Raw genomic sequence first — 16969 nt, forward strand, 5'->3', positions numbered from 1 at the left:
CGTCGCCGCCGCATCGCTCCCCTATGTGGGTGGCTCCTTCGACGCCTTGCGCCAACGCCTTCGCGAAGGACTGTGGTCGGTCGCGGACAAAGCCGGGAAACAGCGGCGGGAATTCGAGGTGTTGCCCTGTTTTCCCTACCTGATCCGATGGGTCATTCGTCTGCGCGACGCAGCGTCGCGACACTCCCCCTCCTCTTGGCGATGGACCCGACCACCTTGGGCAACCGTGTGACGGTGTTGGTGATCTCCGTCCTCTGCGGCGGCACGGCGGTCCCCGTTGCGTGGAAAGCGTTGTCGGGCAATGTGCCGGGCGAGTGGAACCCCTACTGGAAGACCTTGATCGGAGCGGTGGCTTACGGACTTGCGTGCGACATCCCTGTCGTCGTCTTGGCGGATCGCGGACTGACGGGCGCATGGCTGTTCCGCGAAATCGTTCGCTATCGGTGGCATCCGCTCATCCGCATCAAACGGACGGGTCCGTTCCGATTCCACCAAACCGACACATGGCGTTCCATCGCCTCGTTCGCACTTCGACCAGGTTGCCAATGGAAGGGAGCCAATGGAAGGGAGAAGGAGACGCTTTCAAGAAAGCCACGGCTCGCGTGCGGGCGACGCTGATCGCCTACTGGAAAGAAGACGCCCAAGAGCCGTGGTTCCTGCTGACCGACTTGCCGCCCGGAGCGGTCGATCCGGCATGGTAGGGTCGCCGAATGTGGATCGAAGAGGGCTTCCGCGTCCTCCAGTCGGGGCAATGGAACGTCGAACGGACACGCATGACCGACCCGGCTCGTATCGAAAGGCTGTGGATGGCTCTGTCGTTGGCGACGCTGTGGACGCTGACGCTGGGCGACACGACGCCCGTCGCGTCGCGCCCGGAGTTGCCCAACGCGCCGCGTTTGACCCAGGACGGACGCCGTCGCATGAATCGAGTCCGTTGGGGTTCCGTTGGGGTCGCGCCGTCGTGATCGCGTGGTTGATGCATGGCGTCGTCCGTCTGGGAGAACTGAACCGTCTGGGAGAACTGAACATGACCTTAACCAACGGGCATAGGTCCGATAGGACGCCGAAGCCCATCACAACGGTCGGCGCACGATATGTGACGTAGAAAACCTACCCCGCTCAGCTCTCCCTGACGGGAGAGGAACCAGAGCTGTCCACTGCCTTCTCCCTTCAGAGAGAGGGTTGGGTTGAGGGCTCGTTCCGTTCACTGGACTGCTCCGCACACGTCCTAGATGCGCGTGGCGCTTGCGCTTCGGGCTGGCAGCCTCCATCATGCGGGTAGGTGGAGGGTCGCCATGGCGTTGCGAGTCGGCGTCGTCGGGCTGGGTCAGCGTGGGCTCCAGCATCTGAGCGTACTCTGGCGGCTCCAGTCCGAAGGGCTCGTCCGCGTCGCCGCGCTCGTGGACGTCTTTCCTGAGAACCTCGCCGCCGCCAAGATCGCCTCCTACGTGCCCGGGTTCCGGGTCGACGGCATCCGGCTCTCGACCGACTTCGCCGACGCACTGGGCGCGTCGCTGGACGCCCTCTACATCGCGCTGCCGCCGGGATTGCACGGCGGAGAGGTCATCGCCGGGGCGGAAGCCGGCGTCCACCTGTTCATCGAGAAGCCCGTCAGCCTCTATCTCGACGAGGCGGCGCCGATGGACGCCGCCATCCGCAAGAGTGGCGTCATCGCGGCGGTGGGGTTCCAGCACCGCTACGATGCCCGGAACGAGGCGGTTCGTGGCTTCCTGGCGGACAAGCGGATCGTCCTGCTCACGATGGCATCGCACAGTTCGCTGGAAAGCCATTCCGTCAAACACACGGCGACGGAACGGCTCGGCGGGCCCGGCAACCGCGTCTGGACGGCGAACGCGCAGTGGTCGGGTTCCACCGTCGTCGAGGCGGGCATCCACCAGGTCGATCTGATGCGTTACTGGTGCGGCGATATCGAGTGGGTGAGCGCCCGGTACGTCCACCGAGACGCTGACGACATCGTGGACGGCGCGGACAACCCCTACGCCTACGCGGCGACGTTCGGGTTCGCCAACGGGGCGGTCGGGAGCTTGATCCTTTCGCGCCTGCGCCGCGTCTACTTCGGTGACGGCCATCAGAGTGTTCTGTGGACGCACGGTCACCTGCGGTTCGAGGGCGCTGAGCTCGCCGCCTACTACTACGACGGGCCCTACCCGCCGGAGCAGACGCCTGACCGCGCCGCGGTCCGGCACGTCGTCCCCGTCCCGCGAGGTATCGAGGCCACCGAGGGAGCCCATCGCGCGTTCCTCCACGCCGTCTCGACGCGGAACCCCGACCAACTCCGGAGCCCGTTCTCCGCGAGCATGAACAGCCTCGACGCGGTCATTGGCGCGAACGTCTCGGATCATCTCGGCGGAGAGCGCGTCGCCCTCGCCGAGCTCGCCAGCCATGATCGCTTCGCCGACTTCCGACGAAAGCCGCCGCGACCTGCATAGAGCGCACGGGTAGGGAGCCGAGCCCGTGGAACCTCAACTCCATCGGGTACGCATCCGCGCCGCCCTGATCGGCGTTCTGCTGATCCTTGCGAACAGCTACTGGCTCGGCTACGTCGAGATGATCTGGCACACGGCTCATCTCACCATCGTCGCCGTGCCGGTGAACGTCCTCTTCCTGCTCATCGTGCTCACCTGGGCGAACACGGTCGTGCGTAGCGCGGCGCCTCGGCTCGCGCTGGGTCAGAGCGATCTGCTGGTCGTCTACGCGATGCTGGCGACGGGGAGCGCCTTCGCCGGGCACGACTTCATGCCCCGCCTGATGGGACTGATCCCTCACGCGGCGCGCTACGCCACGACGGAGAACGACTGGGAGGGGCTCTTCTTCCGCGATCTGCCGAAGCGGCTCGTCGTCATGGACACGGACGCAGTCCAGGCGTTCTACAAGGGCGGAGCGCGGTTCTTCTCGGAAGGGCACTACCGCGCGTGGGTGGCTCCGCTCCTGGCGTGGACGTGCGTCGTGCTCCTCCTGATGGTCTGCTTCCTCTGTATCTCGGTTCTGCTGCGCGAGCAGTGGGTGAACCGGGAACGGCTCGCTTACCCGCTGATCCAGGTGTCGTATGAGCTGACGACGGACGACGCCTCGCTCTTCCGTCACACGAACCTGTGGGTCGGCGTCGGGATCGCCTTCGGCATCAACCTGTGGAACGGCATCCAGTACTTCCGTCCCGCGCTGCCGGAAATCCCGATCAAGCGCTACGACCTGATCCAGTACGTGACGGATCGCCCGTGGAACGCCATCGGCTCGACACCCATGCGTCTCCATCCGCTGCTCATCGGCTTGGCGTTCCTGCTGCCGCTGGACCTGTCGTTCTCCGTGGCGTTCTTCTACGCCTGCCGCAAGCTGCAGCACGTCTTCGGGAGCGCGTTCGGCGTGACGGTTCCCGGCTATCCGTTCCTGGGCGAGCAAGGGGCTGGGGCGCTTCTGGCACTGGTCGTCGTGTCGTCGTGGTCAGGGAGACGTCACCTGGCGCGCATCCTGATTCGGGTACGCCATCCGCTGCGGGAGGCGGCGCATCGAGAGGCGGTCACCTACCGCACGGCGGTGGTCGGGCTCGGCATTGCGGTGGCGGCGCTGACGGTCATCTTCGTAGCGTCCGGCATGACGATCTGGGGCGCGTGGCTCTTCCTGGGCGTCTATCTCTCCATCGTCACCGGGCTCACGCGCATGCGGACGGAGCTGGGCCCGCCGATCCACGCCATCGGCTACGCGACGCCCCAGCATCTGCTCATCACCGCGTTCGGGACGCGGCGCTTCGGAACGGGGAACCTGACGATGCTCTCCATGCTCAACTGGCTGAGCGGAGCGTCTTACGCCTCGTTCCGCACGCACCCGATGCCGCACCAGATGGAGGCGTTCAAACTGGCGGATCGAGGCAGGATTGGGAACCGGTCGATGCTGTTCGCGCTGATGGTGGCGGGCGTGGCTGGCGTCGTCGGGAGCCTGATCCTCTATCCGACGCTGCTCTACAAGGAAGGCGTTCCGGGAGCCGCCGAGCAGATCCACGCGGGCGGCTGGGAGGCTTACACGTTCCTGGCGGGTTGGCTGCACTCTCCGCGTCCGCCCAACTGGCTCGCCGTGATGGTTCTCAGCTTGACGTTCGTCGTGAACCTGGGAATCTTCGGGATGCGGAGTCGGTTCTTCTGGTGCCCGCTGCATCCGGCGGGCTACGTGATCGGCGTCGCGCCGGGCACGACGGACATCTTGTGGTTTCCTCTGCTCATCGCGTTGGTCGCCAAGTGGTCGATCCTCCGCCTGGCGGGCTTCGCGACCTACCGCCGGACGATCCCCTTCTTCATGGGCCTCATCCTCGGCGAGGCTCTGGGCGGGGGGATGTGGCCCCTCGTGAGTCTGTTCACGAGGACGAGCGTCTATAGCTGGATGTAGGCGACTGCCGCGCAGGGAGGGCGGGCGAGCCCACTGCCCGCCCGCGGACCCGCTTCTAGGACCGAGCGAGGCGACTCCGAATGGCGCGGATCGGCTCCGAACCGCACAGGGCCCGGAGCGCCTCGTCGCTCTGCTTCTCGGGGTCGAGTGATTCGGCGATGGCGCGCCGTGTCTCGGCGATCTCGGTCCCATCGGTGATCGACTCCAGCATCGAGAGGGCGGCGTCGCGCAGCAAGTTGCGACGTCCCTTCTCGCGTACCGGATCGGTCAGGGGGGACTTCTTGAGGAAGCCGTTGAGAAGCTCGGCGGCTTCTCCGATCTGCTCTTGGGCGATGGCGACCTGAGCCAGCAGGACGACGATACGGTCGGCAAACAGCGTCCGGTCGTCCTGATCGGCGAAGTGGAGTCCATCAGCCGCCTCGCGGTGGGCGACGTCGGTCAGGTTCTTTCGCGCGTGGTTCCAGCGCCCCTGGTCGACCATCAGCGCGGCTGACTCGAGGTCGCTCTCGGCGACGAACCGCGCGTGCTGCGCGGCGGTCATATCCTCTTCGGTAACGCGGGCGAGCGTCGACCGGATTCTACCCAACCACTGCCGGGCTTCGTCCGATTCGTCGAGATCGACCAACAGGTGCAGTCCCAGCATCTGGGTCGAAACCAGCCGCGCCGTCTTGTCGGGAATGTCGAGCGACCGAAGCCGCCAGATGCGAACTGCCTGCGTCACGGGTTCCAGCGCGCCTCGGCTGTCTCCGAGGTCATAGGCGAGCTGAGCCCGCTGCACGTAGAGCTTCGCCTTCGCAGCGGCGGGAATCGCCTCGGAGGACACCGCCTCGTCGAGCATGGACAGGATACGGTCCAGCTTGCCGACGCGACGAAACGCCGCAGACGCCTTTGCATAGGCGTCCAGGACCGTCGCGCCGTCCTCGATGCGGCGCGCCTCCTGCGCCGCTCGCTCGAACGCCGATCCCGCCGCGTCGAGTTCGCCGGATTCCAGTCGGGCATCTGCCAGTCGCACGTTCACGAGCATCCGCAGGGAACCTGGGTAGGGAGCATCGTCGCCTGCCGCCAGTCGATCCGCCAGCGACTGGAAGCCGGATGCCGCCTCGCGTATGCCGCTGCGTTCAGCGAGCAACCGTGCCGCGTAGTAGTCCGCCCATGCGACCGCCTTGGCTGAGAACCGATCCGGTCGCTGCTGGATCTCGCGGATGAGCCCTCCGAAGAACCCCTCCCGTTCGCCCGTGGCTTCACCGTCCTCAATGGGCTGGAAGAGCGCCTGGAGGAGGCGATCTTCGCTGTCGGATTGCGTCGAGTCCCAACTGGATTCCGACTCCACCTGCGGGTCCCTGCCCTGTCGCACTCGGAACGGAAGCGCCGAGGGCGTTCTGAGCAGGACTTCCTTCTGGACGCGAGGCATCGACTGGGAGAGGAAGCGGATGAACTCCGGGTCCTCACCGAAGAACCGCGCGCAGCGGTCTTGGAGTTTTCTCGAGGGGTTGCATCGCCCACCCTCGAGCAGGCTGATGTACTGGGGCGTGACGGACAGGCGACCCGCCAGCTCGGTCATGCTCATGCCCAACGCGGCGCGACGTTTGGCGAGGAACTCTGCGAACGTAAGCATTTCTGCCTCTCATTGGCGCGTGAACCGCAAGGAGCGCCGAAGCAAAACGCGTCTTGCTTCCAGTAAGGTCTTGATAGCACTGCAAGTCCCGTCGAGGCAACTGGAATGCTACTGCCTAAATATGGGAACGGCAAGGGGAGATGCCGCGCGAAGCGGCTACTCGACGGCTTTCAGCAGGCGCTCCGTGCGGACGGCTCCGCCTGAACGCATCGAGCCGAGAAGGGATTCCGCTAGGTAGACGGTGTTCCGCGAAGAGGCGGCGACGACCGGGGGAGCCCCGCGCTCTCGGATCGCTCGCCACAGACCGTCGTAGAACGGCTGCGGGTCGGGATTGTTGAGCATCGAAGTATCCGCGAAGGCGGATCGAGTCCCAATCACGACGAGGCGAGGCAGCGGGAACAGCGCGTTCGGCGCCGCGACCGCGAAGGTGATCTCGACGGCGGGGTTCTTCTCGAATCGGCAGACCGCCGCAAGCGTGTCGGTCGCGCCGGATCGGCTCAGGTTCGGCACAGCCGAGACCTCGATCAGGGGACTGTCGTTGAGGATCAAAGCGTAGTCGAGCAGGTCGAACCCGTCTCCGAAGAGCGCGTCGGTACCGGCGGGCACCGCCGCCGCCAGCTTGATGAGAACCGGGTCGCCGACTTCGCCGCCCTGAATCCGAGTGCGAGCGTGTACGAACAGATGGTCCCAACGGCGGAAGTGCGTCGATGTCAGCAAGAGCCCGCGCCGTCGCGCCAGCGCTAGAAGCTGGTCGCATTGGACTGCAGAACCCGCCATCGGACGTTCGACGATCGTGTGCTTGCCGGCGTTGAGGGCGCGTTGCGCCATATCGAATCGGCTGGAAACGGATGTCGTGATGAGTACGGCTTCGACCTGCGGGTTCTTCAGCAGGTCGTCGAGGCTCTCGTAGGCGGCGGCATTCGTGCGCGTGGCGGCGTTCAGCATTCGGGACGGGTCCGGGTCGTACATGGCGACGGCCTGGTAGTGGTCGGGCTGCGCATCGATCACGGGTCGATGCAGCCCCGTGTACTCGTCGCCCACACCCACAACACCCAGACGGACCGCATTCATCCGACGGCATCTCCTAGAACGCCATGTTTGCTGCGAGGCGCCGCAATCCCGCGCCATGCCTTGCTCAACCGCCATCGAGATTGTATCATCGGATTCCACGAGACGTCTGGGAAGTTTGCTGAGAGGCGCACATGAGGACCCGTTCCGCCGCCCAGAACGCCCATCGCCACCGGGATTCCTGCGATCAGGTCCCTGTGCACGGAACCAGCCGCTGGGAAGCGATGACGCGCTTCCACGATCGAGAAGGGCGACCGGTCGTCGGGCTCACCAAGACCATCCGGCAGGAGCTCGCACACCATCTGCCGTTCACGGCGCTGGCTGTGCTGACGACCGTTCTGGTTCTCGGCTTGGTGTCCCAGGGGCGCACGGAACCGTGGCAGGAATCGCGGTTCGAGTTCCTGCACTACGTCCATCTCTTCGCCAGCGCCATCGCGACGACGGCGGTCTTTTGGCGTTACCAGCGCAATGCGCTCCTGGCGGTCGGGACGGGCGCCGCGGGCTCCGTGATCTTCTGCACGCTGAGCGACATCGTGCTCCCGTTCCTCGGCGGGCGCCTGTTCGGGTTGCCGGTGTCGTTCGGTCTGGAACTGGTCGAATCGCCCCTGCTCGTGCTCGGCATGGCGCTCGGCGGATCGCTGGTCGGGTTCGTTCGGCTGCGTCACCTTTCGATCTACTCGCATTCCCTCCACGTCTTCGTCTCCTCCTTTGCATCGCTGATGTACCTGCTGACGCACACGTCGATCGCGTGGTTCGGATGGTCGCATGCGCCGGCACTCGTGGCGGTGCTGGTGGTCGCCGTCTTTGTGCCTTGCTGCATGAGCGATCTCGTGATGCCGGTGGCGTGCACGCATTGCGGGCTCCGCGACGGGGACCGCTCGCACTAGAGCCGCCTCGGCGCGGAGAGTGACGCCGTGGAACACCAGGTCGGAGACCTTCTGGACGGCGGACGGCTGCGCCTGGAAGCCGCTCTGGGCAAGGGCGGGTTCGGCACGGTGTGGCGCGCGACGGAGCTCTTCGGGCTGGACCGCGAAGCCGTGCCTCTGCGCACCGTCGCCGTGAAGTGCCTGCCTCCCGTTCGCCACGAAGCGGATCGTTCGCGGATCGTCGAAGAGGCGCGCGCACTCGCCGGATTGGTTCACGAAGCCGTTCTTCGGCTCTACTATGCGTTCGCCGACGAGAGCGGCGCTTACCTCGTGACCGAACTGGCGACCGAAGGAGACCTGCGCGACTTCTACGACGGCTCGATCCCTTCCGAAGCCGAACTGCGCGAGATCGTCTTCTCGCTGGCGCGCGGGCTGGATCACCTGCACCGTGGCGGGTTCGTCCACGGCGATCTGAAGCCGGAGAACGTCCTCGTCACCGAGGCGGAAGAGGATTCGGTCCGGTATCTGCTCGCCGACTTCGGTCTGCGGACGCTGATCGGCGAGAGGCGGTTCCAGGGAACCGTTCCGTACATCCCTCCCGAGGCGTACCGCGCGAGCTCCCAGCCGCTGACCGACCGAGCAGACATCTACGCGTTCGGCGTGCTCCTGTTGGAGACGGCGACCGGGCGTTCGGTCCGCAGCCTCCTGACTGAGAACGTCCTGGAATCGCTCAGCGAGACGCAAGCCCCGCCGAAAGCGCTGGAACGCGTCCACAGCGCCATGGACGAGTGGCTAGAGCGATGCGACTGGCGGTCGCTCCGCCTCCCGCCGTTCCTTCCCGCGCTCCTGCGGATGTGCCTGTCGCCGGAACCGTCCCACCGCCCGACGGCGCAGGGAATCATCGATCTGTGGAACGCCTTCGAGCGCGGTCGCCGCGGGACACTGATGCCGTACCGATTCGCCCACGCGCCGGGACCGGAGGCGCGCTACCAGATGCAGTACGCGCGGCTGCTGGAGGTCGCGGAAACGTGGGACGCCGAGAGGCGGGAGAACGTCGCGGTGGCTTCGTTCGTCGGGGCGACGGAGAGCGCCTTCCATGTGCGGGTCGGCGAGAAGACGAACCGGTCGATGTTCTCGTCATTGACTTCGCTGCGGTCGCTGGATGCGGTTCCCATGGCGTCCATCTACGGCGTGCTGGCGCGAGACATCGGGTCGCAGTCGTTCGAGGCGGATTTCCGCAGCTACATGGTCGTGCGTCCGTTCGAGCTGGTGGACGTGACGCACGTGAGCAGCAGCCATCATTGCTCGCGGGCGTATCTCCACCGGATCGTCTACTCGCAGGGGGTTCTCTCGCTTCCGATGCTCCGTGGAACCGTTCTGCACCAGTTGTTCGGCGAGCACCTGGCTCACCCGGAGACGTCGTTCGAAGAGCTGTGGGAGCGGCACTGGCGCGAATCCTGTCTGTCGTTCGCCTTCCTCCTGCCGACAAACGCGGAGTATGACGGGTTCCGAGCCGATGTCGGCAAGACCTTCGAGCGGATCCGCCGCGCCGTCGCGCGAGAAGGGATGCTGTCACGACCGGGACGGGAGCTGGAATCCTCGCGCTGGTCGTATGAGCTGGGGCTCTCCGGAAGGGTGGACGCGCTTTTCACGTCCGAGTCCGATCGGCTGGCGGCGTACGAGCTGAAGACGGGTCACGTTCGTCCCGGCGATCTGCTTCAGCTTCAAGCCTACGCAGCCATCCTGAGCGAAGAGCGACGCGGCGCTCAGGGCGAGGTCGGGGCTGACGAGATCGACGCCCAACTGATCGTCGGCGCGACGGGGAGGTTCCAGCGACCCGACCCCGCCACAGGCTACGCCCACCTGACGAGCATCCGAAACGAACTGCTGCGACTCAAGGATGCTCTGATCGCTCCGCGCGCCCCCGGCGAACCCCTGCCGGAGGAGTACCCCTACTTCGGGTATCAGACCGCCAAGTGCCGCCAGTGCCGTCAGGCAGAGCCGTACCTCCACGGGGAGTGTCGGACGACGACCGCGCGGCACGGCGAGCGCCGCGACCTGGAAGGGGAACCGCTCTCCTCGCTGGAAACCCAGTATTACCAGCACTGGACGAGGATGATCTTGCGCGAGCAGCGGGCGATGCAGCAGGCGTACTTCGCGCCGCTGCTCGAGACGGCGCTGCGCGAGGAGGGCGCCGACGCGACGGCGTACGGCATTCGAGCCGAACATCGCATTGAGAACGCCGAGCTCTGCAGCGTGGACGGCGACGTGCTCCGCTTCCGGTTCGAGGCGAGCGTCGCGGAGTTCTCGGCGGGAAGCGACGTGCTGATCCATCACGGCGACATCCGGCGCGTGAGCGAGATCGTCCGCGGCTCGGTCGTCGAGATGAACCGCGACGAGATCGTTGTGGAAGGAAACGTCCGGTCGCGCGGCAAGCACCTGGTTCAGCAGATCGGCACGGTCTGGCACATCGACCCGCTTCCTAGCCTGAGAAGCACCGACGCGCTGCAACGGGCGCTGAACCTGTTCATTCGCTCCAAGAACGGGGCGATGAAGGGGATCGTGCTGGGGGGTTCCATTCCTCGCCGCCAGGGACGGCTCTTCGCGGAGCCGACGGGCGAGCCCAAGCCAGTGGCTGCGGGTCATCGCCTGAACGCCCAGCAGACACGCGCGCTGGTGGCAGCGTTCGACGACGCGGGATTCCTGTCGATCACGGGACCTCCGGGAACCGGCAAGACAGCGACCATCCACGCCATTGTCGATGCGTTCGTGCGGCAGGGCTGCCGCGTGTTGGTGGCGGGATTCACGAACAACGCCATCGACAACGTCGTCGAGCGCCTCATCGGAGAGGGCTCGGACACGATGATCCCCTTCCTCCGGCTGGGGAACCCTCCGGGCGCGTGCGAGCGGATGTTTGAATCGATCCGCAGACACGGGTTCGACCCGCGACGCTGCTTCGCGCACACGCTCGGAGAGGCGTTCACGGATATCGAAGCGCTGCGGGAGCACGTCGAATCGGTTCCGGTGTTCGTCGGGACGGCGCACTCGCTGCTGCGCTCGCCGTGGATCGCCGAGGAGACGGACGAGCCCCTGTTCGACGTCGTGCTGATCGACGAGGCGACGCAGCTCACGGAGCCGTTCGCGGCGGCGCTGCTGACGCTGGGCAGGAAGGGGATTCTAGTCGGGGACGAGAAGCAGTTGAGCCCGATTGCCGCCGATGCGCCCGATACTGACGCGGAAATCCCGGAGCCGCTGCATGCGTTGGGCGTCGGGGGGCTGGGCACGTCCCTGTTCGAGCGCCTGAACCGGCTGTTGCGCGAACGCGGGGACGATGACTGTCTCGCGCTGCTGACACAGCAGTACCGCATGCATCCCGACATCGGCGCATGGGCGTCCAAGCAGTTCTACGGCAACCGCCTGGACGCGTCGTCGACGACCTACGCAGGGCTCCCGGAACTGGGTCGCGCGCAGGATCAGCCGGGATGGGACCAACTACGTAGGATCCTGGACCCTCGTTACGCGTTCGTATTCTTGGACGTCGAGTCGGGAGGGGACTCGGTTCCCAATGCGTCAGCGGCAGAGGCTCGCGTAGCCGCCGTGCTGGCGCGAGGGCTGTCGCAGCTCGGCATCGAGAGCGTCGGCTGTATCACGCCGTATCGGAACCAGTTGGCGCTGCTGCAGCGGGAGCTCGCCGACCTGCCGACGTTCGAATGCGGGACGGTCGATGCGTTCCAGGGGAGAGAGAAATCCGTCATCATCCTGTCGACGGCGCGGAGGGATCGGCTGACCGACTTCCTGACGAACCCGAACCGCCTGAACGTGAGCGTGACTCGCGCAAAAGCGAAGTGCATCTTGCTGGGGAGCGCGCGACTGTTGCGGGGAGACCCCCTGCTGTGGAGCCTGATCGATCAGGAGAGTTGCCTACGCGTGTCCACGGATGCGGAGTTGCTCGCGCAGGAGCTGCTCGGGGAACGCAGCGGGCTTCGGCGGTCTAGGTGAGACGCTTGCTCAACAACTGGATGAGCAGTTCGATCTTCGATTCGAGCGTGTTGAGGCGTGTCTCGAACTGGCGAATCATGGCTTCAGACGCGTCAGAACTTCGGACATGCTCCCGGACGATGGGCGTCGGCTTCGCAGACGCCGCGTCGTAGGAAGCGGTATGGCGCAGGCGGCACAGACCGTTGGTTTCGGAGAACTCTGCGAACGCCGCGAGGAACTCGCCGATGCTCTCCACGCTGAAGCTCAGTCCATGGTACCGCTCGAGCTGCCACTGGAGTTCGCTGATCGCGAGCCCATCCCGATGCTGAGCGAGAATCGCCCACAGCATCTGGTAGAGGTTCGGCTCGTCTCCTTCCGCGAGGGGCTTTTGGAGAACGGGGTCCTTCCGCACGTCGGAAGCGAGCTCTTCCTTGACGGATTCGAAGGGAATCATGTAGCGGAATCGCTTGGACTTCCCTTGCCCTGTCGCCATCGGTCTCTGAACCGCGGCGAGGCTGCCTCGCTTGATGCGCGCGCGGAGGGCTGCCTCTTGCTTGCTCAGGACGCGAGCCACGTCCTTGAGGCTGAGGTATGTAATGCCGTCGATGGTCTCTTCAGCCATATTCGGGTTGCTCCATAAGCTGATAGCGCCGCAGCACCGTCGATACTATACCACCGAACTTGTCGCAGCGAACGTGCACAACCATACGTAACTGTCAATACGCAACAGTCGTGCCCAAGCAACGCAACAGTCGTGCCCAAGCAGCGACGTGATGGAACCAGGTAGCGTCGTTGCCCGTGCGTTCAGCTCACAGCAGCGTTCGAGCAGGCTCTGTCACGCTCTGTCACACCAGGATGCGTATCGCGGACGTCTGATTCTTCTGTCTGTGCTTGTGCAAAAGGATACAGTATGTCGTCGTTGCGGCGCCTGATCAGGGCCTCCATCGGGGTCTCCGCGTTGCTGTGGGCGTTCCTTGGGACGGCGGCTCTGTCGGCATCCGATGACTACCTCGCGGTGAGCGTCGTCTACTCGGACGGTCGTGTGACGCGCTTCGACCGGATGCCCGTCGCCATCCGGCTCGCCACCTTGCCCGAAGGACTGCGCGACTCCGGATATGACGACGTATTCCGCCAGGCGGTTGAGCTCTGGACGAAGGAATCAGATGGGCTCGTGCGATGCGTCTTTGTCGACAACTCCAGCACATCCGTGGATTTGCCGGTCACATGGGTCACGCGGATACGGGGACGCGCGCAGGAAGCCCATCTCGGCAAGACGACGCTCATCCGCCCCACGGCGGACACGTTCCGCGTCGAGATGGAGATCGGCGTCACAGACGCTTCCACGGGCAGGCGTCTCACGCGCGAGAAGATGCTCTCCGTCTGCCTGCATGAGTTGGGACATGCGTTCGGGCTGTGGGGTCACAGCGGAGCCCCCGAGGATGTCATGTCGCCGTCCACAGATGCGCAAGCGCCCACTCGACGCGATGTCGAGACGCTACGCCGTCTCTACGCACTGCCGCCGGGCTCTTCGCTTCACGACGCAGCGATCGGCGTGCTGAAAGACCGTTTGGCGCGGGAACCGGCGGATGTCGAGACGCACTTCCTGCTGGGGAACCTGTTGCTGGATCGCGGCAACCACGACGCGGCGATCGACCAGTTTCTGCAGACACTCGAGCTGGATGCCACTCATCAGGACGCCGCGGAGCGCCTGGTTCGTGCCTATCTGGATGCCGGCAGAGCCGACGAGGCGATCCAGAGCGTCGAGCAGGCGGGGGTCCAGTCGCCCGAAGCCTACAACAACGCGGCGCGCGTATTCTACGAGCGCGGCGAGGTCCACGAGGCGATCTCTGCGCTGGAACGGTCGCTGCGGCTGGACCCGACGTTCGAGGTGGCTCGAAGGAACCTGATCCGCCTGTGCGTTGCCGAATCGGACCGATTGGCGGAGGTCGGCGAGTACGCAGGCGCCGAAGCCCTGCTGCGCCGCGCCGTCGAGCTCGATCCGCGCGACGTCGGCTCGACGCTCCGGCTGAGTGTTGTCCTGAACCACCTGGGCAAGGACGCCGAGGCGGTGCGCATCTTGGAGGCGCTGCTCGCTCAGCAGCCGGGAAACGCAGACGTCCGAGCCGGACTTGGAAGAACCTACAACAACCTGGGGGTCTCGGAGGCGGCTCGCGAGCGATGGGAGCAGGCTGCCGGACACTTCGAGGCAGCCTTGCGCTACGACCCGGCTCTGGAGACCGCCAAGAGGAACTACGGCGCGGCGATCCTCCAATGGGCGAACGCCGTGGAGGGCTCGGACCCGAATCGCGCGCTGGCGCTGTTGGAGAAGCACGCGCGGCTGGAGCGTTCAGCGGCGACGGAAGTACGCATCGGCGTGCTGCATTCGCGGCGAGGCGACTACCCAGCCGCCATCGAAGCGTTCCGGCGCGCCCGACAGATCGACCCAGACGACGCGGTCATTCGGAAGAACCTGCTGGTGACGCATCACCAGTACGGTGTCGAGCTGGATAAAACGGGAAACGTCACGGCAGCGGTCGATCAGTTCCAGAAGGGGTTGGCTCTCGATGCGGACCACCTCGACCTCTACCGCAGTCTCGGGCAGACCTATGCGCGCGGCAAACGAACCGACGACGCCGCGCGAGCGTACGGGGAGGTCCTCAAGCGCAATCCGTCGGACGCCTGGGCACAGAGCGCTCTGGTGAACCTGTACCTGACCGCGGGTAACGAAGCGCTCCAGAAGGGGCAGTTCGCCAAGGCGCTGGAGCAGTTCGAGCTGGTCCCGGACAGTGCGCGTACCGGTGCGGTCTATGGGATGATCGGCTATCTGTATCTTGCGACGGAGAAACCCGTTCAGGCGGTCGATACGCTCGGAAAGGCGTTGCTTCTGAACGCCGATGAGCGTTCGACCCAGAGCAACTTCGATCTCGCGGTGAAGCGGCTCAACAAGGCGGCGAAGGAGCGACCGTCGCCGGAGATGGAACGCGCCGCCTTCCGCGCGGAGGTCTACGATCTTACGGCGAAGATCGCGAAGCGTCCGCGCAAGGCGGATGTCTCTCGCTTCGTCGAGATGGTCGCATCGACTCCGAACGATCCGATGACGATCCAAGTCGTTCAGGACTGCGCACTCCAGGCATCGCGCAGCGCGACGCCGCGCTACCCGGAGGAGGCGCAGGCGCTCGCTCGGAGCGCGCTCGCCCTCAAGCCGAGCCATGCCGAGTTGCGTACGTGGGTGAATGGCACCGGATCGACACCAAAGGCGAATCGAACGCCGGAATGAGAGTGGTTCCATGCGACGCGTGATCTGCGCTCTCGTGTGGTTGGGTTGGGTGTCGGCGCAAAGCATGCTCTGGAGCCAGGAGGCTCAGGAGATCATCCCGCTCAACCCCGTCGTCGGGCACGAGCTGGATGCCGAAGAGCGGCTGCGGTTCAACGCGTTCAAGGACGTCGAGGGGTTCATTCGCGCGTTCGTCACGCAGTCGCCCGACGGCTACGTCCTGAACGTCGTCTACGAGCGATCCGGTCAGCGGTGGCTGGAGCGCGTGCGGATCGCATCGGAGGACTTGGAGCGGATGCGCCGCGCCCTGGTGACGACCGGGCAGTCGCGGTCGGGCGTCGGCGGCTCCGATGGTCGTCTCAGCCTGGTTCTCCACAGTACGATCTACGGCTTGTTCGTCTACGGCACAGAGCTTTCGGAGCTTCTGGGCGTTGACGAGACGCGCACGAGGATCGGCTTGTTCATGCTCGGCAGCGGGGCTGGGTTCGCGGGCGGGATGTACGGCACGCAGGGGTATGACCGGGGCAACGGCTACGCCACGATGCTGACGACCGGCTCTTACATCGGGCTCTACTACGGACTCATCCCGTCGCTGTGGACGGACGAACGCATCCGGTCGGTGACGGAGGAGGGCGTGGAGTTTCTCGAAGACCCCGAGGGTCCCGATCGGACGCGCTCGGTCGGTATGATGGTGGGACTCCCGGCGGGCGTAGCGGCGATGCACTTCCTGACCAAGGACGGCGATGTAACGAGCGCCGAGGGCGACGGTACGTTGCTGGGGAGCGCCGTCGGGGCGGCGTACGGGGTTGCCGGAGCCTATCTCGCGGGAGCCAGCGACAACTCCGGCGACAAAGAGCGGCGGATGTACCTCGCGAGCAGTGCCGCGTTGATCCCCGTCGGTGGATGGCTGGGGCATCGGCTCGCTCAGAACGAGTCGGTCACGCAGGGGAGGGTGTGGTCGCTCGCCTTGGGCGGGGCGATGGGGGCGTTCAGCGGCATCACCGCCGTACGGCTCGCCGACGGGGACGCGGTTCGCGAGAACGGCAAGCCGTATGTGTGGGCGAGCCTGCTGGGATTCCCGGCTGGACTCGCCATCGTGTATCGGTTGACGGACCGCGAGGAGTACTCCCTCCAGCGGGCGGCGCTGCTCTGGACCGGGACCGTCGCCGGCGGCTTGTTCGGGGCAGGGATGGTCTACGTCCTCACCGAGAGTGACGACAGTCGTCCTTATCTGCTCGCGGCAACGGCTGGCGGGGCGGCGGCGTTCGCGATCGTGCATCGCGTGACTCGGACAGCGGAGCGCGTGGTCGCGCGCGCCGACGGACCGTGGGTTCCGTTCCCAACGGCGGCGGAGCTCGGGTTCACGAGAGCTCTCGGCGACATGCCCGCGTCGGCGAACGACCGGCGCGTGACGTTCGCGTCGCCGGGCGACGTTGTCTCCGCCTTCGCGATGAGCCAGGCGACGGGCGAGGGCGTCTCCGTGCCGCTGGTGCGCGTTCGGTTCTGAGGGACGATCAGCCCGGAAAAGCCGCACCGTGGCTGGTTTCGGCACATTCGGTTGTCCCGCCATCGGGGATTTGCTACCATGCTGGGCAGAACGCGCAGGGGAGACGGCTCTGTCCATTGCTCGCCTTCCGTCTCCCGCATCGACACGAAGGGCGAGTGTTGGAACTGGTAGACAAGATAGACTTAGGATCTATTGGGTTCACCCCCGTGAGGGTTCGAGTCCCTCCTCGCCCACCACATCGTCGAGCCCTACTTCGAGCGCGACAT

Annotated in this window: 10 protein-coding genes, 1 tRNA gene and 1 pseudogene; 9 read left to right on the forward strand and 3 right to left on the reverse strand. The window is 65.6% G+C overall.

Annotated elements, in window-relative coordinates:
• Window positions 1-216: 216 nt before the first annotated feature.
• The 4 genes from FJZ36_03860 to FJZ36_03875 all read left to right on the forward strand — a co-directional run bounded on the left by FJZ36_03860 (window position 217) and on the right by FJZ36_03875 (window position 4395).
• Window positions 217-618 carry a hypothetical protein gene (locus FJZ36_03860; GenBank protein MBM3214035.1) on the forward strand — a complete coding sequence of 134 codons (402 nt, stop codon included), beginning with the start codon at window positions 217-219 and terminating at the stop codon, window positions 616-618.
• Between the two features lie 92 nt (window positions 619-710).
• A complete protein-coding gene (locus tag FJZ36_03865) occupies window positions 711-965 on the forward strand; it encodes a hypothetical protein (GenBank protein ID MBM3214036.1) in 255 nt (84 codons plus the stop codon).
• A 267-nt stretch (window positions 966-1232) separates the two neighbouring features.
• Complete coding sequence (locus tag FJZ36_03870) at window positions 1233-2450, forward strand: Gfo/Idh/MocA family oxidoreductase (GenBank protein ID MBM3214037.1); 1218 nt, start codon at window positions 1233-1235, stop codon at window positions 2448-2450.
• Window positions 2451-2475: 25 nt separating this feature from the next.
• Window positions 2476-4395 (forward strand): hypothetical protein, encoded by a 1920-nt coding sequence (locus tag FJZ36_03875; GenBank protein ID MBM3214038.1) that lies wholly within the window; start codon window positions 2476-2478, stop codon window positions 4393-4395.
• Window positions 4396-5824: 1429 nt separating this feature from the next.
• On the opposite strand, the pseudogene FJZ36_03880 reads toward FJZ36_03875, so the two are convergent.
• A pseudogene (locus FJZ36_03880) lies at window positions 5825-6010 on the reverse strand (helix-turn-helix transcriptional regulator).
• Between the two features lie 156 nt (window positions 6011-6166).
• On the reverse strand, window positions 6167-7156 hold the full coding sequence (locus FJZ36_03885; GenBank protein MBM3214039.1) for a Gfo/Idh/MocA family oxidoreductase: 990 nt from the start codon (window positions 7154-7156) through the stop codon (window positions 6167-6169).
• Window positions 7157-7212: 56 nt separating this feature from the next.
• Here FJZ36_03885 and FJZ36_03890 point away from each other — a divergent pair, with 56 nt between their 5' ends.
• A complete protein-coding gene (locus FJZ36_03890; protein MBM3214040.1) occupies window positions 7213-7965 on the forward strand; it encodes a hypothetical protein in 753 nt (250 codons plus the stop codon).
• A 27-nt stretch (window positions 7966-7992) separates the two neighbouring features.
• Window positions 7993-11943: a hypothetical protein gene (locus FJZ36_03895; GenBank protein ID MBM3214041.1), complete on the forward strand. Its 3951-nt coding sequence runs from the start codon at window positions 7993-7995 to the stop codon at window positions 11941-11943.
• Here the strand turns inward: FJZ36_03895 and FJZ36_03900 are convergent.
• A complete protein-coding gene (locus FJZ36_03900) occupies window positions 11936-12544 on the reverse strand; it encodes a hypothetical protein (protein MBM3214042.1) in 609 nt (202 codons plus the stop codon). The genes FJZ36_03895 and FJZ36_03900 overlap by 8 nt on opposite strands.
• A 288-nt stretch (window positions 12545-12832) precedes the next feature.
• Between FJZ36_03900 and FJZ36_03905 the strand changes: the two genes are divergently transcribed.
• The 3 genes from FJZ36_03905 to FJZ36_03915 all read left to right on the forward strand — a co-directional run bounded on the left by FJZ36_03905 (window position 12833) and on the right by FJZ36_03915 (window position 16939).
• On the forward strand, window positions 12833-15199 hold the full coding sequence (locus FJZ36_03905) for a tetratricopeptide repeat protein (GenBank protein MBM3214043.1): 2367 nt from the start codon (window positions 12833-12835) through the stop codon (window positions 15197-15199).
• A 10-nt stretch (window positions 15200-15209) separates the two neighbouring features.
• Window positions 15210-16703 (forward strand): hypothetical protein, encoded by a 1494-nt coding sequence (locus FJZ36_03910; protein MBM3214044.1) that lies wholly within the window; start codon window positions 15210-15212, stop codon window positions 16701-16703.
• A 149-nt stretch (window positions 16704-16852) separates the two neighbouring features.
• Window positions 16853-16939: transfer RNA gene (locus tag FJZ36_03915), tRNA-Leu, on the forward strand.
• Window positions 16940-16969: the final 30 nt, after the last annotated feature.

It is taken from the genome of Candidatus Poribacteria bacterium (assembly GCA_016866785.1).
Classification (GTDB): domain Bacteria; phylum Poribacteria; class WGA-4E.

Coding starts and splice junctions, on each gene's coding strand:
- FJZ36_03865 (MBM3214036.1), top strand. CDS start 711: ATGTGGATCGAAGAGGGCTTCCGCGTCCTCCAGTCGGGGCAATGGAAC.
- FJZ36_03870 (MBM3214037.1), top strand. CDS start 1,233: ATGCGCGTGGCGCTTGCGCTTCGGGCTGGCAGCCTCCATCATGCGGGT.
- FJZ36_03885 (MBM3214039.1), bottom strand. CDS start 7,156: ATGGCGGTTGAGCAAGGCATGGCGCGGGATTGCGGCGCCTCGCAGCAA.
- FJZ36_03890 (MBM3214040.1), top strand. CDS start 7,213: ATGAGGACCCGTTCCGCCGCCCAGAACGCCCATCGCCACCGGGATTCC.
- FJZ36_03900 (MBM3214042.1), bottom strand. CDS start 12,544: ATGGCTGAAGAGACCATCGACGGCATTACATACCTCAGCCTCAAGGAC.
- FJZ36_03905 (MBM3214043.1), top strand. CDS start 12,833: ATGTCGTCGTTGCGGCGCCTGATCAGGGCCTCCATCGGGGTCTCCGCG.
- FJZ36_03910 (MBM3214044.1), top strand. CDS start 15,210: ATGCGACGCGTGATCTGCGCTCTCGTGTGGTTGGGTTGGGTGTCGGCG.